Genomic DNA, 21178 nt, shown 5'->3' with positions numbered 1-21178 from the left:
GACAATGGCAGTTGTTAAATGTAAACCGACATCTCCGGGTCGTCGCCATGTAGTTAAAGTGGTAAACGCGGAGCTGCACAAGGGCAAACCATTTGCCCCGCTGGTAGAAAAAAACAGCAAATCCGGTGGCCGTAACAACAATGGTCGTATCACTACCCGTCATATCGGTGGTGGTCACAAGCAGGCTTACCGTATTGTTGACTTCAAACGCAACAAAGATGGTATCCCGGCAACCGTTGAACGTCTTGAGTACGATCCGAACCGCTCTGCGAACATCGCACTGGTTCTGTACAAAGACGGCGAGCGCCGTTACATCCTGGCCCCTAAAGGCCTGAAAGCCGGCGACCAGATCCAATCTGGCGTTGATGCTGCGATCAAAGCAGGTAACACACTGCCGATGCGTAACATCCCGGTGGGTTCAACCGTGCATAACGTAGAAATGAAACCAGGCAAAGGCGGTCAGATTGCTCGCTCAGCTGGTGCTTACGTGCAGATCGTTGCGCGTGAAGGTTCTTACGTTACCCTGCGTCTGCGTTCAGGTGAAATGCGTAAAGTCGAGTCTGACTGCCGCGCAACACTGGGCGAAGTCGGCAACGCTGAGCATATGCTGCGCGTTTTGGGTAAAGCTGGTGCAGCCCGTTGGCGTGGTGTTCGTCCGACCGTTCGTGGTACCGCGATGAACCCAGTTGATCACCCGCACGGTGGTGGTGAAGGTCGTAACTTTGGTAAGCACCCGGTAACTCCGTGGGGCGTTCAGACCAAAGGTAAGAAGACCCGTAGCAACAAGCGTACCGATAAGTTTATCGTACGTCGCCGTAGCAAATAATATTAGAGGATAAGCCATGCCACGTTCTCTCAAGAAAGGTCCTTTTATTGACCTGCACTTGCTGAAGAAGGTAGAGAAAGCGGTGGAAAGCGGTGACAAGAAGCCTTTGCGCACTTGGTCCCGTCGTTCAACGATCTTTCCTAACATGATCGGTTTGACCATCGCTGTCCATAATGGTCGTCAGCACGTTCCTGTCTTTGTTTCCGACGAAATGGTTGGTCACAAACTGGGTGAATTCGCGCCGACACGTACTTATCGCGGTCACGCGGCTGATAAAAAAGCCAAGAAGAAATAAGTAGGAGGAAGAGATGGAAACTTTAGCTCAACATCGCCACGCTCGTTCTTCTGCTCAGAAGGTTCGCCTTGTTGCTGACCTGATTCGCGGTAAGAAAGTGTCGCAGGCACTGGACATTTTGACCTACACCAATAAGAAAGCGGCTGTACTGGTCAAAAAAGTTCTGGAATCTGCCATTGCTAACGCCGAACACAACGATGGCGCTGATATCGACGATCTGAAAATCACGAAAATTTTCGTTGATGAAGGTCCGACCATGAAACGCATTATGCCGCGTGCCAAAGGTCGTGCAGATCGCATCCTGAAGCGCACCAGCCACATTACTGTGGTTGTGTCCGATCGCTGAGACTCTGGAGACTAGCAATGGGTCAGAAAGTACATCCTAATGGTATTCGCCTGGGTATTGTAAAACCATGGAACTCTACCTGGTTTGCGAACACCAACGAATTCGCTGACAACCTGGACAGCGATTTTAAAGTACGTCAGTTCCTGACTAAAGAACTGGCTAAAGCATCTGTCTCTCGTATCGTTATCGAGCGTCCAGCGAAGAGCATCCGTGTGACTATTCACACCGCTCGTCCGGGCATCGTTATCGGTAAGAAAGGCGAAGATGTAGAAAAACTGCGCACGGTCGTCGCGAAAATCGCTGGCGTTCCTGCACAGATTAATATCGCCGAAGTCCGCAAGCCGGAACTGGACGCGAAACTGGTAGCTGACAGCATCACTTCACAGCTGGAGCGTCGTGTGATGTTCCGTCGTGCTATGAAGCGTGCAGTTCAGAACGCCATGCGTCTTGGCGCGAAGGGTATTAAAGTTGAAGTTAGCGGCCGTCTGGGTGGCGCTGAGATCGCACGTACCGAATGGTATCGTGAAGGTCGCGTGCCATTGCACACACTGCGTGCTGACATTGACTACAACACCTCTGAAGCGCACACCACTTATGGTGTAATCGGCGTTAAGGTATGGATCTTCAAAGGTGAGATCCTGGGTGGTATGGCTGCTGTTGAACAACCGGAACCGGCTGCTCAACCTAAAAAGCAGCAGCGTAAAGGCCGTAAGTAAGGAGAGTCGCTGATGTTACAACCAAAGCGTACGAAATTCCGTAAGGTGCACAAAGGCCGTAACCGCGGTCTGGCTGCGGGTACGGATGTCAGCTTCGGTACTTTCGGTCTGAAAGCTGTTGGCCGTGGTCGTCTGACTGCTCGTCAGATCGAAGCAGCACGTCGTGCTATGACCCGTGCAGTTAAGCGTCAAGGTAAGATCTGGATCCGAGTATTCCCGGACAAACCGATCACCGAGAAGCCGCTGGAAGTGCGTATGGGTAAAGGTAAGGGTAACGTAGAGTATTGGGTTGCCCTGATCCAGCCTGGTAAAGTCCTGTATGAAATGGACGGCGTACCAGAAGAGCTGGCCCGTGAAGCATTCAAGCTGGCAGCAGCAAAACTGCCTATCAAAACCACCTTTGTAACTAAGACGGTGATGTAATGAAAGCAACTGAGCTGCGTGAAAAAAGCGTTGAAGAGCTGAACACTGAGCTGCTTAATCTGCTGCGTGAGCAATTTAACCTGCGCATGCAGGCAGCATCTGGCCAACTGCAGCAGACTCATCTGCTGAAACAGGTTCGCCGTGATGTTGCACGCGTTAAGACTTTACTGACTGAGAAGGCGGGTTCGTAATGACCGATAAAATCCGTACTCTGCAGGGTCGTGTAGTAAGTGACAAAATGCAGAAATCTGCAGTTGTTGCTATCGAACGTTTTGTGAAACACCCGATCTACGGCAAATTCATCAAACGTACGACCAAGCTGCACATCCATGACGAGAACAATGAATGTGGAATTGGTGACGTGGTAGAAATCCGCGAATGCCGTCCACTGTCCAAGACTAAATCCTGGACCCTGGTTCGCGTAATCGAGAAAGCGGTTCTGTAATAAGAATTGTATTCTCTGAGGAAACCCTCTGCTTCGGCAGGGGGTTTTTTTTTGCCTGTAATCGGGGGTTGATCCATTTGTGCCTGTGACAGAGCAGATTTGATGGTGCTCAAAAATTTAGCAGATTGTCAGGTCTAAGCTGAGACGGTTCAGGCAATGAGGCCTGAAAGCTGTAGGCCATAAAGGTCTGGGTTATCATAACTGTACAAGGAAATGTGCTGTGAAAATGGAGAGTCCTGACCGCTTACGCCGGTCACTGATAAAGCTGCCACTGTTAGCTGCGTTACCTGCGATTAGCTCTGCCAAAAGCTTGCCGCTATTATCGGGTAGCACACAATCTCAACCCACAGGCAATAGCATGGAACGAACTCTGTTACTGAAGAATGCTGAATGCGTGGTTTGCATGGATGCCGACCGGCGGGAAATACGGAACGCCAGTATTCTGATTAAAGGAAATCAGATCGTTGCGGTCGGGGAAGCAGGATCGTTACCCGATAGCGCAGATGAGATTATCGATCTGCGGGGACACATTGTTATACCTGGCCTGATTAATACGCATCATCACATGTATCAGAGCCTGACCCGGGCTATTCCTGCGGTACAAAACGGCGAACTGTTCAACTGGCTTACCCACCTCTACCCACTATGGCAGAATCTGACACCTGAGATGATTCATATCTCAACGCAGATTTCGATGGCCGAGTTAATGCTTTCCGGTTGTACCACCACCAGTGACCATCTCTATGTCTACCCTAACGGCTGTAAGCTTGACGACAGCATTGAGGCTGCAGCGTTAATGGGCATGCGTTTCCATGCCAGCCGGGGCAGCATGAGCGTCGGTAAATCCCTGGGTGGCCTGCCGCCTGATTCGCTGGTTGAGAATGAAGCCGCCATCCTCAGGGACACGCAGCGTGTGATTGAGCGCTATCACGATGACAGCCACGGCTCGATGTTACGCATCGTGGTGGCACCATGTTCACCGTTCTCGGTCAGTCATGAGCTGATGAAGCAGTCCGCTGCACTGGCACGCAGCTTCAACGTCTCGATGCATACTCATCTGGCGGAGAACGACAGCGATATCCGCTATAGCCGCGAGAAATTCAACATGACGCCAGCGCAGTACGTTGAGGACCTCGGCTGGGTAGGGCCGGATGTCTGGCATGCACACTGCGTAAAACTGGATCAGCATGGTATGGAGCTCTTTGCACGTACCGGAACCGGCGTCGCACACTGCCCCTGTTCAAACATGCGTCTCGGTTCGGGTATTGCACCGATACGCCACATGTGTGATGCCGGTGTCCATGTCGGTATGGGCGTGGATGGGTCAGCCTCCAATGACAGCTCAGACATGATGGCAGAGGTACGTCAGGCGATGCTGTTGCAACGCGTGGGTTTCGGCCCGGATGCGATGACGGCACGTCAGGCTCTGGAGCTGGCGACGCTGGGTGGAGCAAAAGTGCTGAATCGCGACGACGTGGGCGCCATTGCACCGGGCATGATGGCTGACTTGGCGATCTTTGACCTGAATCGCATTGGTCTTGCCGGGGCAGGGCACGATCCTGTCGCCGCCCTGGTGTTCTGTAATCCGGGGCAGGTCGCTTACAGCATCATCAACGGAAAAGTCAGGGTGCGTGACGGACAACTGGCCGGAATTGAACTGCCAGCCGTGCTGCATCAGCATAACCAACTGGCCAGAAAACTGGTTAGTTGAGTCAGAAGGGCACTTTATTAGGGAGGCGACGAAAAATAAGGCAGATTACATTTGCTACTGTTCGCACTATTCCCTAGAATACGCCCTCCCTGTCATCAGGGAAAATCAGCGGCTCGATTGAGAGCCGTTTATTTTTTCTACCCATCTGTGAGAACCGGTGTTACAATGCCGCGCCCTCAATTATGGGGCTTTCTAACGACCTGAGGTTTAGGTCCCGAAGTAGTAGTTGACATTAGCGGAGCACTAAAATGATCCAAGAACAGACTATGCTGAACGTCGCCGACAACTCCGGTGCACGTCGCGTAATGTGTATCAAGGTTCTGGGTGGCTCGCACCGTCGCTACGCAGGCGTCGGTGACATCATCAAAGTTACCATCAAGGAAGCAATTCCTCGTGGTAAAGTCAAAAAAGGTGATGTCCTGAAGGCGGTAGTGGTGCGCACCAGGAAGGGTGTTCGTCGCCCGGACGGTTCTGTCATTCGCTTCGATGGTAATGCATGCGTTATTCTGAACAATAACAGTGAGCAGCCTATCGGTACGCGTATTTTTGGGCCGGTAACTCGTGAACTTCGTACTGAAAAGTTCATGAAAATTATCTCTCTGGCACCAGAAGTACTCTAAGGAGCGAACAATGGCAGCTAAAATCCGTCGTAACGACGAAGTTATCGTGTTAACCGGTAAAGATAAAGGTAAGCGCGGTAAAGTTAAGAATGTCCTGTCTTCTGGTAAGGTCATCGTTGAAGGTATCAACCTGGTTAAAAAACATCAGAAGCCGGTTCCGGCCCTGAACCAACCAGGTGGCATCGTTGAAAAAGAAGCTGCTATTCAGGTTTCTAACGTTGCACTGTTCAACGCGGCAACTGGTAAGGCTGACCGTGTAGGCTTTAGATTCGAAGACGGCAAAAAAGTCCGTTTCTTCAAGTCTAACAGCGAAACTATCAAGTAATTTGGAGTAGTACGATGGCGAAACTGCATGATTACTACAAAGACGAAGTAGTCCAGAAACTCATGACAGAGTTTGGCTACAATTCTGTCATGCAAGTCCCTCGGGTCGAGAAGATCACCCTGAACATGGGTGTTGGTGAAGCGATCGCTGACAAGAAACTGCTGGATAACGCAGCAGCTGACCTGGCAGCAATCTCCGGTCAAAAACCGCTGGTCACCAAAGCACGCAAATCAGTTGCAGGCTTCAAAATCCGTCAGGGCTATCCGATCGGCTGTAAAGTAACTCTGCGTGGCGAGCGCATGTGGGAGTTCTTTGAGCGTCTGGTCACCATTGCAGTTCCACGTATCCGTGACTTCCGTGGCTTGTCCGCTAAGTCATTCGATGGTCGTGGCAACTACAGCATGGGTGTACGTGAGCAGATCATCTTCCCAGAAATCGACTACGACAAAGTCGATCGCGTTCGTGGTTTGGATATCACCATTACCACTACTGCGAAATCTGATGATGAAGGCCGTGCTCTGCTGGCTGCCTTTGACTTCCCGTTCCGTAAGTAAGGTAGGGTTACTTAATGGCTAAGCAATCTATGAAAGCGCGCGAAGTTAAGCGTGCAAAATTAGCAGACAAATTCTTCGCTAAACGCGCTGAACTGAAAGCGATCATCTCTGATGTGAACGCTTCCGACGAAGACCGTTGGGATGCTGTTCTGAAGCTGCAGAGTCTGCCGCGTGATTCCAGCCCTTCACGTCAGCGTAACCGCTGCCGTCAAACAGGTCGTCCGCACGGTTTCCTGCGGAAGTTTGGGTTGAGCCGTATCAAGGTCCGCGAAGCCGCCATGCGCGGTGAAATTCCGGGTCTGAAAAAGGCTAGCTGGTAATTGTCACCAATTGAATCACGGGAGTAACACAGATGAGCATGCAAGATCCGATCGCGGATATGCTGACCCGTATCCGTAACGGTCAGGCCGCGAACAAAGTTGCGGTCACCATGCCTTCCTCCAAGCTGAAATTGGCAATTGCCAACGTTCTGAAGGAAGAAGGATATATTGAAGATTTCAAAATCGAAGGCGACATCAAGCTGGAACTGGAACTTACTCTCAAGTATTTCCAGGGCAAAGCTGTTGTAGAAAGCATTCAGCGAGTAAGCCGTCCTGGCCTGCGCATCTATAAGAAAAAAGATGAGCTGCCAAAGGTAATGGCTGGTATGGGCATCGCTGTAGTTTCTACATCTAAAGGTGTCATGACTGATCGTGCAGCGCGCCAGGCAGGTCTTGGTGGCGAAATTATCTGCTACGTAGCGTAATCGGAGGATACATATGTCTCGTGTTGCTAAAGCACCTGTCGTTGTTCCTGCCGGCGTAGAGGTAAAACTCGACGGTCAGGTAATTTCGATTAAAGGTAAAAACGGCGAGCTGACTCGTACTATCAATGATGCTGTTGAAGTTAAGCATGCTGACAACGCTCTGACTTTCGCTCCGCGCGAAGGTTTCGTTGACGGCTGGGCGCAGGCGGGTACTTCTCGCGCGCTGCTGAACGCAATGGTTATCGGTGTTACCGAAGGCTTCACTAAGAAGCTGCAGCTGGTTGGTGTAGGTTATCGTGCAGCCGTTAAAGGCGACGTGGTAAACCTGTCTCTGGGCTTTTCTCATCCAGTCGATCACCAGCTGCCCGCGGGTATCACTGCAGAATGTCCAACTCAGACTGAGATCGTGCTGAAAGGCGCTGATAAACAGCTGATTGGTCAGGTTGCTGCGGACCTGCGCGCCTACCGTCGTCCTGAGCCTTATAAAGGCAAGGGTGTCCGTTACGCCGACGAAGTCGTGCGTACCAAAGAGGCTAAGAAGAAGTAAGGTAACACTATGGATAAGAAATCTGCTCGTATCCGTCGTGCGACCCGTGCACGTCGCAAGCTCAAAGAGCTGGGTGCTACTCGCCTGGTGGTACATCGTACCCCGCGTCATATTTACGCACAGGTAATCGCCCCGAACGGTTCCGAAGTTCTGGTCGCTGCTTCTACTGTAGAAAAAGCTATCACTGAACAACTGAAGTATACCGGTAATAAAGAAGCCGCAGCTGCAGTAGGCAAAGCTATCGCAGAACGCGCAATCGAAAAAGGCATCACTGGTGTTTCTTTCGACCGTTCCGGTTTCCAATATCATGGTCGCGTCCAGGCACTGGCAGATGCTGCCCGTGAAGCTGGCCTTCAGTTCTAAGGTAGAGGTCTAAGATGGCACACATCGAGAAACAAGCTGGCGAACTGCAGGAAAAACTGATCGCGGTAAACCGTGTTTCTAAAACTGTTAAAGGTGGTCGTATCTTCTCCTTCACAGCACTGACTGTGGTAGGTGATGGTAATGGTCGCGTAGGTTTTGGTTACGGTAAAGCGCGTGAAGTTCCAGCAGCGATCCAGAAAGCGATGGAGAAAGCCCGTCGCAACATGGTTAACGTCGCGCTGACCAACGGCACCCTGCAGCACCCTGTTAAAGGTGCACACACGGGTTCCCGCGTGTTCATGCAGCCGGCTTCAGAAGGTACCGGTATCATCGCCGGTGGTGCAATGCGCGCCGTTCTGGAAGTCGCTGGAGTTCATAACGTACTGGCAAAAGCCTATGGTTCTACTAACCCGATTAACGTGGTTCGTGCAACTATCGACGGCCTGGGCAATATGAAATCTCCGGAAATGGTCGCTGCTAAGCGTGGTAAATCCGTTGAAGAAATTCTGGGGTAATCACGATGGCTAAGACTATTAAAATCACTCAAACCCGTAGTTCAATCGGCCGCTTGCCTAAGCATAAAGCCACTCTGGTTGGCCTGGGTCTGCGTCGTATTGGCCACACCGTTGAGCGTGAAGACACGCCTGCAGTACGCGGTATGGTTAACGCGGTTTCCTATATGGTTAAAGTGGAGGAGTAAGAGATGCGTTTAAATACTCTGTCTCCGGCCGAAGGGTCTAAGCACGCTACCAAGCGTCTGGGTCGTGGTATCGGTTCTGGCCTCGGAAAAACCGGTGGTCGTGGTCACAAAGGTCAGAACTCACGTTCTGGCGGTGGCGTACGTCGCGGTTTCGAAGGTGGTCAGATGCCTCTGTACCGTCGTCTGCCGAAGTTCGGTTTCACCTCTCGCAAAGCAATGATCACCACAGAGATTCGTCTGTCTGATCTGGCGAAAGTTGAAGGCGGTATCGTCGACCTGAACGCGCTGAAAGCAGCCAACATTGTCGGTGTTCAGATTGAATTCGTTAAAGTAATTCTGTCTGGTGAAGTATCTACACCGGTAACGGTTCGCGGCCTGCGTGTCACCAAAGGTGCTCGTGCTGCAATCGAAGCTGCTGGCGGTAAAATCGAGGAATAAGTAGCAGATGGCTAAACAACCGGGATTAGATTTTCAAAGTGCCAAAGGCGGCTTTGGTGAGCTGAAACGCAGACTGCTGTTTGTAATCGGCGCACTCATTGTCTTCCGTATTGGCTCTTTTATTCCAATCCCTGGTATTGATGCCACTGTACTTGCCAAACTGCTTGAGCAACAGCGTGGCACCATCATTGAAATGTTTAACATGTTCTCTGGTGGTGCTCTCAGCCGTGCTTCTATTTTCGCACTGGGTATCATGCCGTATATTTCGGCATCGATTATCATCCAGTTATTAACGGTGGTTCATCCAGCGTTAGCGGAAATTAAGAAAGAAGGTGAGGCTGGCCGTCGTAAGATTAGCCAGTACACCCGATACGGTACGTTGGTATTGGCCATATTTCAGTCGATCGGTATTGCTACCGGTCTGCCGAATATGCCAGGGATGCAAGGTCTGGTCATGAATCCAGGCTTTGCTTTCTACTTTACCGCTGTTGTGAGTCTGGTCTCAGGAACGATGTTCCTGATGTGGCTGGGCGAACAGATTACTGAGCGTGGTATCGGTAACGGTATTTCGATCATTATCTTCGCAGGTATTGTTGCGGGTCTTCCGCCGGCCATTGGCCATACCATCGAGCAAGCGCGGCAAGGCGACCTGCACTTCCTTCTGTTGCTGTTGGTTGCAGTACTCGTATTCGCAGTGACCTTCTTTGTTATCTTCGTTGAACGTGGTCAGCGCCGCATTGTGGTGAACTACGCAAAACGTCAGCAGGGTCGTCGCGTTTACGCTGCACAGAGCACACATTTACCGTTGAAAGTGAATATGGCGGGCGTTATTCCAGCCATCTTTGCTTCCAGCATTATTCTGTTCCCGGCAACGATTGCATCGTGGTTTGGGGGCGGTACCGGTTGGAACTGGCTGACAACAATTTCGCTGTATTTGCAGCCAGGACAGCCGCTTTATGTGCTACTCTATGCGACTGCAATCATCTTCTTCTGTTTCTTCTATACGGCGTTGGTTTTCAACCCACGTGAAACAGCAGATAACCTGAAGAAGTCTGGTGCATTCGTACCGGGAATTCGTCCGGGAGAGCAAACGGCGAAGTATATTGATAAAGTAATGACGCGACTGACCTTAATCGGCGCGCTGTATATTACTTTTATCTGCCTTATCCCGGAGTTCATGCGTGATGCGATGAAGGTTCCCTTCTACTTTGGCGGTACTTCACTGCTCATCGTAGTTGTCGTCATCATGGACTTTATGGCTCAAGTGCAAACTCTGATGATGTCCAGTCAGTATGAGTCGGCACTGAAGAAAGCTAACCTGAAAGGCTACGGCCGTTAATTCAGTTGGTTGAGAAGTTACGGAGAGTAAAAATGAAAGTTCGTGCTTCCGTCAAGAGATTATGTCGTAACTGCAAAATCATTCGTCGCGACGGTGTCGTACGTGTGATCTGCAGCGCCGAGCCAAAGCATAAACAGCGCCAAGGCTGATTTTGTCACATATTTTTCTTGCAAAGTCGGGTTGAGCTGGCTAGATTAGCCAGCCAATCTTTTGTATGTCAGTACGTTTCCATTTGAGTATCCTGAAAACGGGCTTTTCAGCATGGGACGTGCTTGTTTAATTATAGGAGTGCATAGTGGCCCGTATAGCAGGCATTAACATTCCTGATCAAAAACATACCGTTATCGCATTAACTTCGATCTTCGGTATCGGTAAAACCCGTTCAAAAGCCATCTGCGCTTCAACGGGTATTGCTGAAAATGTTAAGATCAGTGAGCTGTCTGAAGAACAAATTGATCAGCTGCGTGATGCAGTTGCGAAATTCGTTGTAGAAGGTGATCTGCGCCGTGAAATCACCCTGAGCATCAAGCGTCTTATGGACCTTGGTTGCTACCGTGGTTTGCGCCATCGTCGTGGTCTTCCGGTTCGCGGTCAGCGTACTAAGACCAACGCACGTACCCGTAAGGGTCCGCGTAAACCGATCAAGAAATAATCGGGGTGAGTAAATAATGGCAAAGGCACCAGTTCGTGCACGCAAGCGTGTAAGAAAACAAGTCTCAGATGGCGTGGCTCATGTCCATGCTTCTTTTAACAACACCATCGTTACCATTACTGATCGTCAGGGTAACGCACTGGGTTGGGCAACCGCCGGTGGTTCCGGTTTCCGCGGTTCACGTAAATCCACTCCGTTTGCTGCTCAGGTCGCTGCAGAGCGCTGTGCAGAAGCGGTAAAAGATTACGGAATTAAGAACCTGGAAGTTATGGTAAAGGGTCCGGGTCCAGGTCGCGAATCTACGATTCGTGCTTTGAACGCCGCTGGTTTCCGCATCACTAATATTACTGATGTGACTCCGATCCCTCATAACGGTTGTCGTCCGCCGAAAAAACGTCGCGTATAACGCCCGTTTTTTTAGGATAGTTGGAGAAAGAAAATGGCAAGATATTTGGGTCCTAAGCTCAAGCTGAGCCGTCGTGAGGGCACTGACTTATTCCTTAAGTCTGGCGTTCGCGCGATTGATTCCAAGTGTAAGATTGAACAAGCCCCTGGTCAGCATGGTGCGCGTAAACCGCGTCTGTCTGATTACGGCGGTCAGTTACGTGAAAAGCAGAAAGTTCGTCGTATCTACGGCGTGCTGGAGCGTCAGTTCCGTAACTATTACAAAGAAGCAGCTCGTCTGAAAGGCAACACCGGTGAAAACCTGTTGGCTCTGCTGGAAGGTCGTCTGGACAACGTAGTTTATCGTATGGGCTTTGGTGCCACTCGTGCAGAAGCACGTCAGCTGGTGAGCCATAAGTCTGTTCTGGTAAATGGCCGCGTTGTTAACATCGCTTCTTATCAGGTATCTCCGAATGATGTCGTTAGCATCCGTGAGAAAGCCAAAAAGCAATCTCGCGTGAAGGCCGCTCTGGAGCTGGCTGAGCAGCGTGAAAAGCCAACCTGGCTGGAAGTTGATGCGACTAAGATGGAAGGTGTGTTCAAGCGTATTCCTGAACGTACTGATCTGTCTGCGGACATTAACGAACACCTGATCGTCGAGCTTTACTCCAAGTAAGGCTTAGTACCAAAGAGAGGACACAATGCAGGGTTCTGTGACAGAGTTTCTAAAACCGCGCCTGGTAGATATCGAGCAAGTGAGTTCGACGCACGCCAAGGTGACCCTTGAGCCTTTAGAGCGTGGCTTTGGCCATACTCTTGGTAACGCACTGCGCCGTATTCTGCTTTCATCCATGCCGGGTTGCGCGGTGACCGAGGTTGAAATTGATGGTGTACTTCATGAGTACAGCACCAAAGAGGGCGTACAGGAAGATATCCTGGAAATCCTGCTCAACCTGAAAGGGCTGGCGGTAAGAGTTCAGGGTAAAGATGAAGTTATTCTGACCCTGAATAAATCTGGCATTGGCCCTGTGACTGCAGCCGACATTACCCATGATGGTGATGTCGAAATCGTCAAGCCTCAGCATGTCATTTGCCATCTGACCGATGAGAACGCTGCTATCAGCATGCGTATCAAAGTTCAGCGTGGACGTGGCTATGTGCCGGCTTCTGCCCGAATTCATTCGGAAGAAGATGAGCGCCCAATCGGCCGCCTGTTAGTTGACGCTTGCTACAGCCCTGTAGACCGTATCGCCTACAATGTTGAAGCAGCGCGTGTAGAGCAGCGCACCGACCTGGACAAGCTGGTCATCGAAATGGAAACCAACGGCACAATCGATCCTGAAGAGGCGATTCGTCGTGCGGCAACCATTCTGGCAGAACAACTTGAAGCTTTCGTTGACCTACGTGATGTACGTCAGCCGGAAGTCAAAGAAGAGAAACCAGAATTCGATCCGATCCTGCTGCGCCCTGTTGACGATCTGGAATTGACTGTCCGCTCTGCTAACTGCCTCAAGGCAGAAGCTATCCACTACATCGGTGATCTGGTACAGCGTACCGAGGTTGAGCTGCTTAAAACGCCTAACCTTGGTAAAAAATCTCTTACTGAGATTAAAGATGTGCTGGCTTCGCGTGGTCTTTCTCTGGGCATGCGCCTCGAGAACTGGCCGCCAGCAAGCATTGCTGATGAATAATCAGATCACAGGTTAAGGTTTCACTGAGAAGGATAAGGTCATGCGCCATCGTAAGAGTGGTCGTCAACTGAACCGCAACAGCAGCCATCGTCAGGCTATGTTCCGCAACATGGCCGGTTCTCTGGTTCGTCATGAGATCATCAAAACGACTCTGCCGAAAGCCAAAGAACTGCGTCGCGTAGTTGAGCCGCTGATTACTCTTGCCAAGACCGACAGCGTAGCTAATCGTCGTCTGGCATTCGCCCGTACTCGTGATAACGAGATCGTGGCAAAACTGTTTAATGAGCTGGGCCCGCGTTTCGCGAGCCGTGCCGGTGGTTACACTCGTATTCTGAAGTGTGGCTTCCGTGCTGGTGACAACGCTCCGATGGCTTACATCGAGCTGGTTGATCGTCCAGAAGCTCAAGCAGAAGCAGCCGCAGAGTAATCTGTAGCAACGTAAAAAACCCGCTTCGGCGGGTTTTTTATTGCCTGAAATTTACTACCTTAGAAAGATGTCTTTCATGTTCAAAGGAGCCGATTATGTGGTTGGTTGATGAACTTGCGGAACAGCATATTAAGGCAGCGCTGGAAAAGGGTGAGCTTAGCAATCTTCCGGGCTCTGGAAAGCCATTACAGCTGGATGATGACAGCCATGTTCCTCCTGAATTAAGAGCGGGCTACCGGCTACTGAAAAACGCGGGCTTTCTGCCGCCGGAGCTGGAGTTAAGACGGGAGGCGATGGAAGTGAACGATCTTATTCGCCAGCTCGATCCCGCGGATCATCACTATCAGGATCATTGTCATCGGCTTCAGTTGCTGGCGCTGCGATTACGCCAGGCGGGTATGAGCACGGATTTTCTGCATGGCGATTATTCGACAGCCCTTCAGAATCACTTCAGCGAGGAGAAGTAGATGTTTCGCATCGGACAGTTAGCTAAGCTTGCTGACGTCACGCCAGACACCATCCGTTTTTATGAAAAACAGCAGATGATGGATCATGACGGTCGTACGGAAGGGGGATTTCGCCTATATACCGAGGCCGATCTTCAGCGTCTGAAATTTATCCGCTACGGTCGTAAACTCGGGTTTAGCCTTGAAGCCATCAGAGAGCTACTTTCCATCCGGGTCGATCCTGCGCATCATACCTGTCAGGAATCAAAAGCGATCGTTGAAAAACGGCTAAGTGAAGTGGCTCAGATGATCACAGAATTAGAAACGATGCAGCGCTCTTTGCGACACCTCTCGGATGCGTGTTGTGGTGACAGTCACAGTAGCATTTCGTGCTCAATTCTTGAGGCGCTGGAGCGTGGAGAGGCGTTGAGTAAATAAGCATCTTGTTATTTTGCTGCAAAGGAATAGAGTATCTGACCATCTCAACAGGAGGCTTTATGAGTAAATATCAGCATACTAAAGGGCAAATTCGCGATAACGCGATTCAGGCACTGCTGCACGACCCGTTATTTCGACAACGTATTGAGCAGAAGCAAAAGGGTAAAGGCAGTTTTAAGCGGAAAGAGAAACATGGTAAGGGGACTGGATGGGAGGGCAGTGATAAGAAAGCGTCTTATCACTGCCCTTCTGCTTTTACAGTAAAAAACCGCCTTCGTGGCGGCTTATTCACTATACCCGGGTATTCTGCTGTTTCAGCAGATCGCGGATTTCGGTCAGTAAGACTTCTTCGTTAGACGGTTTAGCGGCTGGCTTCTCCACTTCTTTTTTCTTGTACAGACGATTCATCAACTTAATCGCCATAAAGATCGCGAAAGCGATAATGACGAAATCAAAGATGGTCTGAAGGAAGATACCGTACTGCATAACAACAGCTGGCGCATCGCCTGTTGCGGGCTTAAGAACCCATGCGAATGATTTGAAATCGACTCCGCCGATCAGCAAGCCTAATGGTGGCATGATGATATTAGCGACTAATGATGAAACGATTTTACCGAATGCTGCACCGATGATGACACCCACGGCTAAATCCATTACATTGCCGCGCATTGCGAAATCACGAAACTCTTTGATTAAACTCATACTTATCTCCTTGCCTAAGCCAACGCCATAAAGTCTAACAAACCTCACTGTTTTTGCCATCAACACAGCCATTTAAGCGGCAGTTTTGCATGCAGCATGCTGAGTTAGCCTGTAAAAGCGGCATTTACAGGAAAAACGGACTCGGCTGGAAGAGGCGTTCCACATCTGACACGAATTTCTTATCGGTCAGGAACATGATGACATGATCGCCTTGTTCAATACGCAGGTTATCATTGGCAATCATCACATCATCACCACGAACGACTGCGCCAATAATAGTCCCTGGCGGCAATTTGATGTCATCAATCGAACGACCCACAACGCGTGACGTCGACTCGTCACCATGCGCTATCGCTTCGATCGCCTCTGCAATACCGCGTCGTAACGATGAAACGCCCACGATATCCGCTTTGCGCACATGACCCAGCAGAGCAGAGATCGTGGCTTGCTGAGGGGAAATAGCGATATCGATGACGCTGCCCTGGACCAGATCGACGTAAGCGCGGCGCTGAATCAGTACCATCACTTTTTTCGCACCCATCTTTTTCGCCAGCATGGCTGACATGATGTTCGCTTCATCATCGTTGGTGACGGCGATAAACAGATCGACCTGCTCAACGTGCTCTTCAGCGAGCAGCTCCTGATCGGACGCATCGCCATAAAACACCACAGTGTCATGCAGATGTTCTGCAAGTTCCGCTGCGCGCTGGGGATTCCGCTCAATCAGCTTAACGCTGTAGTGCTTCTCAAGCCGCTGCGCCAGACCGAAACCGATGTTGCCGCCACCGACCAGCATAATCCGTTTATAAGGTTTCTCCAGCCGCTGCATTTCACTCATCACCGCACGAATATTCTGACTGGCAGCGATGAAGAACACTTCATCACCTGCTTCTACAATGGTTGAACCCTGCGGACGAATAGGACGATCCTGCCGGAATATAGCGGCTACGCGTGTATCGATGTGTGGCATGTGCTCACGCATGATCGAGAGCGGATTTCCTACCAGCGGCCCGCCATAATAGGCTTTTACCACTGCCAGACTGACTTTTCCCTCAGCAAAGTTAACCACCTGCAATGCGCCAGGATACTGAATCAGCCGGTAGATATTGTCGATTACCAGCTGCTCAGGTGAGATCAGATGATCAATAGGCACTGCTTCAGGTATAAACAACTTGTCTGCATCGCGCAAATAGTCGGCCGCGCGGATACGGGCGATGCGATTCGGGGTATTGAAAAGCGAATAAGCAATCTGGCAAGCGATCATGTTGGTTTCATCCGAGTTGGTTACGGCAACCAGCATGTCGGCATCTTCCGCACCCGCCTCACGCAGAATTCGCGGATGGGAACCATGGCCCTGAACAACGCGCAAATCGAACTTATCCTGCAGATGACGCAGACGTGAAGAATCGGTATCGACCACCGTAATGTCGTTGTTTTCACCGACCAGATTTTCTGCCAGGGTTCCGCCAACCTGTCCTGCACCCAGAATGATTATTTTCATCGCTTATCAATACTCATCTCAGTTTGTACCCGATTTCTTTATCAGCTTAGCGTAGAAGAAACCATCTCCGCCTTCGGCCTGCGGGAATACCTGCAAGCCGTTCGCCGGCGCACCCCTGAGGGATTCTGCCTGAGCATCGTGCTGGCGTTGCAGGAAAGCCTCAATCTGCTGATGATTCTCTTCAGGCAGGATCGAGCAGGTGGCATAAATCAGCGTACCGCCTGGTTTCAGGTGCGGCCAGATGGCGTCAAGAATTTCACTCTGAAGCTTTGCCAGCTCGGCGATATCGCGATCGCGACGCAGCCATTTAATATCAGGATGGCGTCGGATTACACCGGTCGCAGAGCAGGGCGCATCCAGCAGAATACGGTCAAACTGACGATCACCGCACCACTGTTGCGGCGTTCGTCCATCACCCTGTTTAACGTCTGCTTTCATGCCCAACCGCTGCAGATTTTCCTCAACACGTTTAAGGCGCTGCGCATCTACGTCGACGGCCATCACTTCTGCTTCCGGCGCAATTTCAAGAATGTGGGTCGTTTTACCGCCAGGCGCCGCGCATAAATCCAGAATCTGTTCGCCATTTTGCGGTTCAAGCAGCAAAGCACAGCGCTGAGCGGATAAATCCTGCACGGTCACCCAACCCTGATCAAAGCCGGGTAGCTGGCTGACCGGGGCAGGCGCGTCAAGCCGCAGCGCATCCGGTACGTCGTCAGCGGGTTGTGCATTTCTGTCGATTTCGACCAGCATGGCCAGCCATGCGTCACGATTGTGGTGCTGGCGGTTAACCCGCAGCCACATCGGCGGACGAAGATTATTGGCTTCGACGATCTGCTGCCACTGTTCAGGCCAGGCATGCTGTAACCGCTTTAGCAGCCATCCCGGATGAAGATAACGCTGTGGACCATCCTGAATGCTGGCAAGCAGCTCTTCCCGCTGGCGCTGAAACTGGCGTAATACACCATTTAACAAGCCTTTCAGGCTGGTACGCTTCAGGACTTCGGCGCCCGCGACGGTTTCTGCCAGTGCGGCATGGGCAGGCACACGGGTATATTCCAGCTGATAAAGCCCGACCATGATCAGATAGTGCAGAACCCGCTGTTTGCCGGTCAGTGGACGCTCCATCAGTCTGCCGATCAGCGCTTCAAGCTGCGGCAATGTGCGCAATACGCCAAAACAGATTTCCTGCACTAACGCGCTATCTTTGTCAGAGAGTTTTTTCTGGGCGGCCGGCAGTGCGGTATTCAGGGATTCGCCTTTGTCGACCACACGCTCAATAAGTTGAGCGGAAAGGCTTCGCAGGTTGATAGATTTAGTCATAGGGTTTTGTCATCAAACAAAAGGCCCGGTGAGTGACCGGGCCTGGGAGTCAGTCGAGAAGGGTTCCAGGTTCAAACCATTCCCGGCGCGAGTTGAGAAGATCCTGAGCCGACATCGGTTTTTTACCGGCAGGCTGTAACTGCAGCAGATTCAGTACACCCTGAGCCGTCGCGACCTGTATGCCATGCTTATCCGCACTGATAATTTCACCCGGCGAACGATCGCTGTGCGGCAGAACGCTTGTCTGCCAGACTTTTACGGGTTGATCATCAATGGTGAAAAAGCTCATCGGCCACGGGTTAAACGCGCGAATACAACGTTCAAGCTGGTCTGCAGAGAGGGTCCAGTCGAGACGTGCTTCCTCTTTGCTAAGTTTCTCAGCATAGTTGGCCAGTGTTTCATCCTGCTTTTCAGGTGAAGCCTGTCCTGTGCTCAGTAACGTCAGCGTATCCAGCAGCCCCTGTGGACCAAGCTGTGCCAGCTTGTCATAGAGCGTTGCACTGGTATCTTCAGCGGTAATCGGGCAAGCCAGCTTATGCAGCATATCGCCGGTGTCTAACCCCACGTCCATCTGCATGATGGTCACGCCGGTTTCGCTGTCGCCAGCCCACAGTGCGCGCTGAATAGGCGCGGCTCCACGCCAGCGCGGCAGCAGCGAACCATGAACGTTGATACAGCCGAGACGTGGCATATCCAGTACGGCCTTTGGCAGAATTAATCCGTAGGCCACAACGACCATCACGTCTGCCTTCAGATCAGCGACCAGCTGCTGATTTTCTTCAGGTCGCAGTGACTTAGGCTGATAAACCGGAATGTCATGTGCCAGCGCCAGCGTTTTGACCGGGCCCGGCGTGAGTTTGTTACCGCGGCCCGCAGGACGGTCGGGTTGGGTGAATACGCCGATAACCTGATGTTCAGAAGCAAGCAGCGCGTCAAGATGACGCGCTGCGAAGTCAGGTGTGCCGGCAAAGATGATTTTTAGCGGGGCAGACACGTTTATCCCTTCTTAAGATCTCAGGAAGCCTGCGCGTTCTGACGCGCCAGTTTCTCTAACTTAGTTTTGATTCGTTGCCGCTTCAGAGGCGACAGATAATCAATAAACAGTTTGCCTTCCAGATGATCAATCTCATGCTGGATGCAGATGGCCAGTAACTCGCTGGCTTCCAGCTCGAAACTTTTACCATCACGATCAAGTGCGCGAACCTTTACCCGCTCAGCACGTGGAACAAACGCGCGCTGTTCCGGAATAGAGAGGCAACCCTCTTCAATACCGGTTTCGCCGCTTTTTTCCAGCAGCTCAGGGTTAATCAGGACTAAACGCTCTTCACGACTTTCAGAGACATCAATCACGATAATGCGCTGATGAATATCGACCTGCGTAGCCGCAAGACCGATACCTTCTTCGGCATACATCGTCTCGAACATATCATCAACGATACGCTGAATGTCTGCGTTAACTTCTTTAACGGGCGAAGCGACTTTGCGAAGACGCTCGTCAGGGAAATGTAATACCTGCAAAACTGACATAAATATCCAGATCTGTATTCGGTTAAGAAAAGATTACTGCCTCATATTGTAGACTTTTCGAGGCCTGATTGACAGCATTGTGCGGCAGGAAGCAAGGGCGATCAGGGAGCAGGAGATGGACAAAACAGGGCAGTATGTGCGGCTGGCGGCCGTCACCGGAATGACAGGAAAACGCTGGGTTGACGTGGCGCAGCAGACAGGTGCCGGACTGGCAGACGATGAGCAGCTTATCCGGCTTGGGTTAGATGCCAGCCAGCGGCAGCAATATTATGAATTTAATGAAAAAAATATTGAGGAAGTCTGTTCCTGGCTGGCGCAGAGTCCGGCTCATCATCTGATTACCGCTCTGGATGCAGCTTATCCAGCCCGTCTTAAAGAAACCAATCGCTTTCCGCCGCTGCTTTATATTGATGGCGATCCTGCTGTTATCAGTACACCACAGTTAGCAATTGTAGGAAGCCGGAACAGCTCTCACTATGGCCGTTACTGGTGTGACTGGTTTACCCAGCATTTAAGCCTGGGCGGATTGACCATCACCAGCGGACTGGCGCGGGGTATTGATGGCGTTGCGCATCAGGCCGCACTTAACGTGGGCGGTAAAACGGTGGCGGTGTTAGGAAGCGGGTTGCAGCATCTTTATCCCAAAAACCATACCCGTCTTGCCGCAGAGATTGTAGGGCAGGGCGGTGCTATCGTTTCTGAGTTTCCACTGACCACCATACCGCATCCCCTTAATTTTCCACGCCGTAATCGTATCATTAGCGGCCTGAGCCACGGTGTGTTGGTGGTAGAAGCCTCGCTGAAAAGTGGCTCACTGGTGACGGCTCGCTATGCGCTGGAGCAAAATCGTAATGTCTATGCCTTACCTGGCGCACTCGGTAACCCGTTAAGCGAAGGCGTAAACTGGCTGATTCAGCAGGGCGCGCTGCTGGTGGCTCATCCCAATAACATCGCAGAAGATCTGGCAAATGCACTTAACTGGCTACCCATGGCTCAGGCGGATGAAATTTATTCTGAGGTGAGGGACGATGCTCCATTGCCATTTGCTGATGTGTTGGCTAACGTAGGAGATGATGTTACACCTGTTGACGTTGTCGCTGAACGTGCCGGCCAATCTGTGCCAGTTATCTCAGCTCAGTTGCTGGAACTGGAATTAGCAGGATGGATCGCAGCTGTACCCGGCGGCTATGTCCGATTGAGGAGGGCATGCCATGTTCGACGTACTGATGTACTTGTTTGAGACATATATCCACAACGAAGCAGAAATGGGTGTTGATCAGGACAGATTGACAGATGACCTGACGGATGCCGGGTTCCATCGTGAAGATGTTTACAGTGCGCTGAACTGGTTAGAAAGACTGGCTGACTATCAGGAAGGTCTGGTAGCACCAATTTTACTGACAAATGATCCGCTCTCCATGCGTATTTATACCGATGAAGAGAGCAAACGTTTAGATGCTGACAGCCGTGGTTTCCTGCTGTTCCTGGAGCAGATTCAGGTGCTGAACCTGGAAACCCGTGAAATGGTCATCGAACGTATCATGGCGCTGGATACCTCTGAGTTTGATTTGGAGGATCTCAAATGGGTAGTGCTAATGGTGTTGTTCAACATCCCGGGATGTGAAAATGCCTATCAGCAGATGGAAGAACTGCTATTCGACGCCAATGAAGGTATGCTGCATTAAATTTCCTTTCAT

35 protein-coding genes are annotated in these 21178 nt (G+C 51.1%); 30 read left to right on the top strand and 5 right to left on the bottom strand.

The genetic code is table 11. The features are described 5' to 3' along the window. Positions 1–4: 4 nt before the first annotated feature. The 28 genes from rplB (at position 5) to FA92_RS22790 (ending at position 14787) form a co-directional block, all read left to right on the top strand. Positions 5–826: a 50S ribosomal protein L2 gene (rplB, locus tag FA92_RS15995; protein ID WP_013359239.1), complete on the top strand. Its 822-nt coding sequence runs from the start codon at positions 5–7 to the stop codon at positions 824–826. Between the two features lie 16 nt (positions 827–842). Further along, a complete protein-coding gene (rpsS, locus tag FA92_RS15990) occupies positions 843–1121 on the top strand; it encodes a 30S ribosomal protein S19 (protein ID WP_001138115.1) in 279 nt (92 codons plus the stop codon). Positions 1122–1134: 13 nt separating this feature from the next. Further along, the gene (rplV, locus tag FA92_RS15985; RefSeq protein WP_008927136.1) at positions 1135–1467 is read left to right on the top strand and encodes a 50S ribosomal protein L22; all 333 of its coding nucleotides are present in this window, start codon (positions 1135–1137) and stop codon (positions 1465–1467) included. Between the two features lie 17 nt (positions 1468–1484). Continuing rightward, complete coding sequence (gene rpsC, locus FA92_RS15980) at positions 1485–2183, top strand: 30S ribosomal protein S3 (RefSeq protein WP_008927135.1); 699 nt, start codon at positions 1485–1487, stop codon at positions 2181–2183. Positions 2184–2195: 12 nt separating this feature from the next. Then, on the top strand, positions 2196–2606 hold the full coding sequence (gene rplP, locus FA92_RS15975) for a 50S ribosomal protein L16 (protein WP_008927134.1): 411 nt from the start codon (positions 2196–2198) through the stop codon (positions 2604–2606). Beyond that, positions 2606–2797, top strand: a complete 192-nt coding sequence (gene rpmC / locus FA92_RS15970; RefSeq protein WP_003850146.1) for a 50S ribosomal protein L29 — start codon at positions 2606–2608, stop codon at positions 2795–2797. The genes rplP and rpmC overlap by 1 nt, the downstream gene beginning before the upstream one ends. Then, positions 2797–3051, top strand: coding sequence for a 30S ribosomal protein S17 (gene rpsQ / locus FA92_RS15965; protein WP_003850147.1), 255 nt, complete (start codon positions 2797–2799; stop codon positions 3049–3051). The genes rpmC and rpsQ overlap by 1 nt, the downstream gene beginning before the upstream one ends. A gap of 358 nt (positions 3052–3409) precedes the next feature. Next, entirely contained in the window at positions 3410–4762 is a 1353-nt protein-coding gene (locus FA92_RS15960; protein ID WP_033784137.1) for an 8-oxoguanine deaminase, read from the top strand. A gap of 248 nt (positions 4763–5010) precedes the next feature. Continuing rightward, on the top strand, positions 5011–5382 hold the full coding sequence (gene rplN, locus FA92_RS15955; RefSeq protein ID WP_006120590.1) for a 50S ribosomal protein L14: 372 nt from the start codon (positions 5011–5013) through the stop codon (positions 5380–5382). Positions 5383–5392: 10 nt separating this feature from the next. Then, complete coding sequence (rplX, locus tag FA92_RS15950; RefSeq protein WP_003850150.1) at positions 5393–5707, top strand: 50S ribosomal protein L24; 315 nt, start codon at positions 5393–5395, stop codon at positions 5705–5707. A 14-nt stretch (positions 5708–5721) separates the two neighbouring features. Continuing rightward, complete coding sequence (gene rplE, locus FA92_RS15945; protein ID WP_003850155.1) at positions 5722–6261, top strand: 50S ribosomal protein L5; 540 nt, start codon at positions 5722–5724, stop codon at positions 6259–6261. A 14-nt stretch (positions 6262–6275) separates the two neighbouring features. Further along, complete coding sequence (rpsN, locus tag FA92_RS15940; protein WP_008927132.1) at positions 6276–6581, top strand: 30S ribosomal protein S14; 306 nt, start codon at positions 6276–6278, stop codon at positions 6579–6581. A 32-nt stretch (positions 6582–6613) separates the two neighbouring features. After that, entirely contained in the window at positions 6614–7006 is a 393-nt protein-coding gene (rpsH, locus tag FA92_RS15935; protein WP_003850158.1) for a 30S ribosomal protein S8, read from the top strand. 13 nt (positions 7007–7019) lie between these two features. After that, positions 7020–7553 (top strand): 50S ribosomal protein L6, encoded by a 534-nt coding sequence (rplF, locus tag FA92_RS15930; protein ID WP_013359237.1) that lies wholly within the window; start codon positions 7020–7022, stop codon positions 7551–7553. Positions 7554–7562: 9 nt separating this feature from the next. Then, positions 7563–7916, top strand: coding sequence for a 50S ribosomal protein L18 (rplR, locus tag FA92_RS15925; protein ID WP_003850163.1), 354 nt, complete (start codon positions 7563–7565; stop codon positions 7914–7916). Between the two features lie 14 nt (positions 7917–7930). Then, positions 7931–8431: a 30S ribosomal protein S5 gene (rpsE, locus tag FA92_RS15920; protein ID WP_003850164.1), complete on the top strand. Its 501-nt coding sequence runs from the start codon at positions 7931–7933 to the stop codon at positions 8429–8431. Positions 8432–8436: 5 nt separating this feature from the next. Further along, a complete protein-coding gene (gene rpmD, locus FA92_RS15915; protein ID WP_003850166.1) occupies positions 8437–8616 on the top strand; it encodes a 50S ribosomal protein L30 in 180 nt (59 codons plus the stop codon). A 3-nt stretch (positions 8617–8619) separates the two neighbouring features. After that, on the top strand, positions 8620–9054 hold the full coding sequence (gene rplO, locus FA92_RS15910) for a 50S ribosomal protein L15 (RefSeq protein ID WP_003850168.1): 435 nt from the start codon (positions 8620–8622) through the stop codon (positions 9052–9054). 7 nt (positions 9055–9061) lie between these two features. Further along, positions 9062–10393 (top strand): preprotein translocase subunit SecY, encoded by a 1332-nt coding sequence (gene secY / locus FA92_RS15905; protein WP_003850175.1) that lies wholly within the window; start codon positions 9062–9064, stop codon positions 10391–10393. A gap of 32 nt (positions 10394–10425) precedes the next feature. Further along, positions 10426–10542: a 50S ribosomal protein L36 gene (gene rpmJ / locus FA92_RS22795; protein WP_010252805.1), complete on the top strand. Its 117-nt coding sequence runs from the start codon at positions 10426–10428 to the stop codon at positions 10540–10542. A gap of 146 nt (positions 10543–10688) precedes the next feature. Continuing rightward, on the top strand, positions 10689–11045 hold the full coding sequence (gene rpsM, locus FA92_RS15900) for a 30S ribosomal protein S13 (protein WP_003850176.1): 357 nt from the start codon (positions 10689–10691) through the stop codon (positions 11043–11045). A 16-nt stretch (positions 11046–11061) separates the two neighbouring features. Next, positions 11062–11451, top strand: a complete 390-nt coding sequence (gene rpsK / locus FA92_RS15895) for a 30S ribosomal protein S11 (RefSeq protein WP_004160563.1) — start codon at positions 11062–11064, stop codon at positions 11449–11451. A 33-nt stretch (positions 11452–11484) separates the two neighbouring features. Then, a complete protein-coding gene (rpsD, locus tag FA92_RS15890; protein WP_008927131.1) occupies positions 11485–12105 on the top strand; it encodes a 30S ribosomal protein S4 in 621 nt (206 codons plus the stop codon). A 25-nt stretch (positions 12106–12130) separates the two neighbouring features. Then, complete coding sequence (gene rpoA / locus FA92_RS15885) at positions 12131–13120, top strand: DNA-directed RNA polymerase subunit alpha (protein WP_003850179.1); 990 nt, start codon at positions 12131–12133, stop codon at positions 13118–13120. Positions 13121–13160: 40 nt separating this feature from the next. After that, complete coding sequence (gene rplQ, locus FA92_RS15880; RefSeq protein WP_003850180.1) at positions 13161–13547, top strand: 50S ribosomal protein L17; 387 nt, start codon at positions 13161–13163, stop codon at positions 13545–13547. A 95-nt stretch (positions 13548–13642) separates the two neighbouring features. Then, positions 13643–14014 (top strand): DUF1992 domain-containing protein, encoded by a 372-nt coding sequence (locus tag FA92_RS15875; protein WP_033784136.1) that lies wholly within the window; start codon positions 13643–13645, stop codon positions 14012–14014. Continuing rightward, positions 14015–14431 carry a Zn(2+)-responsive transcriptional regulator gene (zntR, locus tag FA92_RS15870; RefSeq protein WP_033784135.1) on the top strand — a complete coding sequence of 139 codons (417 nt, stop codon included), beginning with the start codon at positions 14015–14017 and terminating at the stop codon, positions 14429–14431. A 59-nt stretch (positions 14432–14490) separates the two neighbouring features. Beyond that, on the top strand, positions 14491–14787 hold the full coding sequence (locus tag FA92_RS22790; protein WP_071822199.1) for an alternative ribosome-rescue factor A: 297 nt from the start codon (positions 14491–14493) through the stop codon (positions 14785–14787). On the opposite strand, the gene mscL is transcribed toward FA92_RS22790, so the two are convergent. From mscL to def, 5 genes are all read right to left on the bottom strand, one after another. Beyond that, a complete protein-coding gene (mscL, locus tag FA92_RS15865; protein ID WP_013359234.1) occupies positions 14723–15133 on the bottom strand; it encodes a large-conductance mechanosensitive channel protein MscL in 411 nt (136 codons plus the stop codon). The genes FA92_RS22790 and mscL overlap by 65 nt on opposite strands. 124 nt (positions 15134–15257) lie before the next feature. Continuing rightward, positions 15258–16634 (bottom strand): Trk system potassium transporter TrkA, encoded by a 1377-nt coding sequence (gene trkA, locus FA92_RS15860; RefSeq protein WP_013359233.1) that lies wholly within the window; start codon positions 16632–16634, stop codon positions 15258–15260. Between the two features lie 18 nt (positions 16635–16652). Next, positions 16653–17954, bottom strand: coding sequence for a 16S rRNA (cytosine(967)-C(5))-methyltransferase RsmB (gene rsmB, locus FA92_RS15855; RefSeq protein WP_013359232.1), 1302 nt, complete (start codon positions 17952–17954; stop codon positions 16653–16655). Between the two features lie 49 nt (positions 17955–18003). Then, positions 18004–18948, bottom strand: a complete 945-nt coding sequence (fmt, locus tag FA92_RS15850; protein ID WP_033784134.1) for a methionyl-tRNA formyltransferase — start codon at positions 18946–18948, stop codon at positions 18004–18006. Between the two features lie 20 nt (positions 18949–18968). Beyond that, complete coding sequence (gene def, locus FA92_RS15845) at positions 18969–19481, bottom strand: peptide deformylase (RefSeq protein WP_033784133.1); 513 nt, start codon at positions 19479–19481, stop codon at positions 18969–18971. Between the two features lie 115 nt (positions 19482–19596). Here def and dprA point away from each other — a divergent pair, with 115 nt between their 5' ends. Both dprA and smg read left to right on the top strand, forming a co-directional pair. After that, complete coding sequence (dprA, locus tag FA92_RS15840; RefSeq protein ID WP_033784132.1) at positions 19597–20721, top strand: DNA-protecting protein DprA; 1125 nt, start codon at positions 19597–19599, stop codon at positions 20719–20721. Further along, the gene (smg, locus tag FA92_RS15835; protein ID WP_033784131.1) at positions 20693–21166 is read left to right on the top strand and encodes a DUF494 family protein Smg; all 474 of its coding nucleotides are present in this window, start codon (positions 20693–20695) and stop codon (positions 21164–21166) included. The genes dprA and smg overlap by 29 nt, the downstream gene beginning before the upstream one ends. Positions 21167–21178: the final 12 nt, after the last annotated feature.

Origin of the sequence: Pantoea sp. 9140 (assembly GCF_000745295.1) — a bacterium.
GTDB classification, from domain to species: Bacteria; Pseudomonadota; Gammaproteobacteria; order Enterobacterales; family Enterobacteriaceae; genus Pantoea; species Pantoea vagans.
This window is presented reverse-complemented; position numbering and strand designations above follow the sequence as displayed.

What these genes read in the sequence shown, in the direction of transcription:
- rplO (WP_003850168.1), top strand. Translation starts at nt 8,620, where the DNA reads ATGCGTTTAAATACTCTGTCTCCGGCCGAAGGGTCTAAGCACGCTACC.
- rpsN (WP_008927132.1), top strand. Translation starts at nt 6,276, where the DNA reads ATGGCTAAGCAATCTATGAAAGCGCGCGAAGTTAAGCGTGCAAAATTA.
- dprA (WP_033784132.1), top strand. Translation starts at nt 19,597, where the DNA reads ATGGACAAAACAGGGCAGTATGTGCGGCTGGCGGCCGTCACCGGAATG.
- rpoA (WP_003850179.1), top strand. Translation starts at nt 12,131, where the DNA reads ATGCAGGGTTCTGTGACAGAGTTTCTAAAACCGCGCCTGGTAGATATC.
- rsmB (WP_013359232.1), bottom strand. Translation starts at nt 17,954, where the DNA reads ATGACTAAATCTATCAACCTGCGAAGCCTTTCCGCTCAACTTATTGAG.
- FA92_RS15960 (WP_033784137.1), top strand. Translation starts at nt 3,410, where the DNA reads ATGGAACGAACTCTGTTACTGAAGAATGCTGAATGCGTGGTTTGCATG.
- rplR (WP_003850163.1), top strand. Translation starts at nt 7,563, where the DNA reads ATGGATAAGAAATCTGCTCGTATCCGTCGTGCGACCCGTGCACGTCGC.
- rpmD (WP_003850166.1), top strand. Translation starts at nt 8,437, where the DNA reads ATGGCTAAGACTATTAAAATCACTCAAACCCGTAGTTCAATCGGCCGC.
- rplN (WP_006120590.1), top strand. Translation starts at nt 5,011, where the DNA reads ATGATCCAAGAACAGACTATGCTGAACGTCGCCGACAACTCCGGTGCA.
- trkA (WP_013359233.1), bottom strand. Translation starts at nt 16,634, where the DNA reads ATGAAAATAATCATTCTGGGTGCAGGACAGGTTGGCGGAACCCTGGCA.
- rpsC (WP_008927135.1), top strand. Translation starts at nt 1,485, where the DNA reads ATGGGTCAGAAAGTACATCCTAATGGTATTCGCCTGGGTATTGTAAAA.
- secY (WP_003850175.1), top strand. Translation starts at nt 9,062, where the DNA reads ATGGCTAAACAACCGGGATTAGATTTTCAAAGTGCCAAAGGCGGCTTT.
- rplX (WP_003850150.1), top strand. Translation starts at nt 5,393, where the DNA reads ATGGCAGCTAAAATCCGTCGTAACGACGAAGTTATCGTGTTAACCGGT.
- rplP (WP_008927134.1), top strand. Translation starts at nt 2,196, where the DNA reads ATGTTACAACCAAAGCGTACGAAATTCCGTAAGGTGCACAAAGGCCGT.
- FA92_RS15875 (WP_033784136.1), top strand. Translation starts at nt 13,643, where the DNA reads ATGTGGTTGGTTGATGAACTTGCGGAACAGCATATTAAGGCAGCGCTG.
- rpsK (WP_004160563.1), top strand. Translation starts at nt 11,062, where the DNA reads ATGGCAAAGGCACCAGTTCGTGCACGCAAGCGTGTAAGAAAACAAGTC.
- rpsD (WP_008927131.1), top strand. Translation starts at nt 11,485, where the DNA reads ATGGCAAGATATTTGGGTCCTAAGCTCAAGCTGAGCCGTCGTGAGGGC.
- FA92_RS22790 (WP_071822199.1), top strand. Translation starts at nt 14,491, where the DNA reads ATGAGTAAATATCAGCATACTAAAGGGCAAATTCGCGATAACGCGATT.
- rpmJ (WP_010252805.1), top strand. Translation starts at nt 10,426, where the DNA reads ATGAAAGTTCGTGCTTCCGTCAAGAGATTATGTCGTAACTGCAAAATC.
- rplQ (WP_003850180.1), top strand. Translation starts at nt 13,161, where the DNA reads ATGCGCCATCGTAAGAGTGGTCGTCAACTGAACCGCAACAGCAGCCAT.
- rpsE (WP_003850164.1), top strand. Translation starts at nt 7,931, where the DNA reads ATGGCACACATCGAGAAACAAGCTGGCGAACTGCAGGAAAAACTGATC.
- rplB (WP_013359239.1), top strand. Translation starts at nt 5, where the DNA reads ATGGCAGTTGTTAAATGTAAACCGACATCTCCGGGTCGTCGCCATGTA.
- mscL (WP_013359234.1), bottom strand. Translation starts at nt 15,133, where the DNA reads ATGAGTTTAATCAAAGAGTTTCGTGATTTCGCAATGCGCGGCAATGTA.
- rplV (WP_008927136.1), top strand. Translation starts at nt 1,135, where the DNA reads ATGGAAACTTTAGCTCAACATCGCCACGCTCGTTCTTCTGCTCAGAAG.
- rpsH (WP_003850158.1), top strand. Translation starts at nt 6,614, where the DNA reads ATGAGCATGCAAGATCCGATCGCGGATATGCTGACCCGTATCCGTAAC.
- rpsS (WP_001138115.1), top strand. Translation starts at nt 843, where the DNA reads ATGCCACGTTCTCTCAAGAAAGGTCCTTTTATTGACCTGCACTTGCTG.
- def (WP_033784133.1), bottom strand. Translation starts at nt 19,481, where the DNA reads ATGTCAGTTTTGCAGGTATTACATTTCCCTGACGAGCGTCTTCGCAAA.
- rpsQ (WP_003850147.1), top strand. Translation starts at nt 2,797, where the DNA reads ATGACCGATAAAATCCGTACTCTGCAGGGTCGTGTAGTAAGTGACAAA.
- rplE (WP_003850155.1), top strand. Translation starts at nt 5,722, where the DNA reads ATGGCGAAACTGCATGATTACTACAAAGACGAAGTAGTCCAGAAACTC.
- zntR (WP_033784135.1), top strand. Translation starts at nt 14,015, where the DNA reads ATGTTTCGCATCGGACAGTTAGCTAAGCTTGCTGACGTCACGCCAGAC.
- rpmC (WP_003850146.1), top strand. Translation starts at nt 2,606, where the DNA reads ATGAAAGCAACTGAGCTGCGTGAAAAAAGCGTTGAAGAGCTGAACACT.
- rplF (WP_013359237.1), top strand. Translation starts at nt 7,020, where the DNA reads ATGTCTCGTGTTGCTAAAGCACCTGTCGTTGTTCCTGCCGGCGTAGAG.
- smg (WP_033784131.1), top strand. Translation starts at nt 20,693, where the DNA reads ATGTTCGACGTACTGATGTACTTGTTTGAGACATATATCCACAACGAA.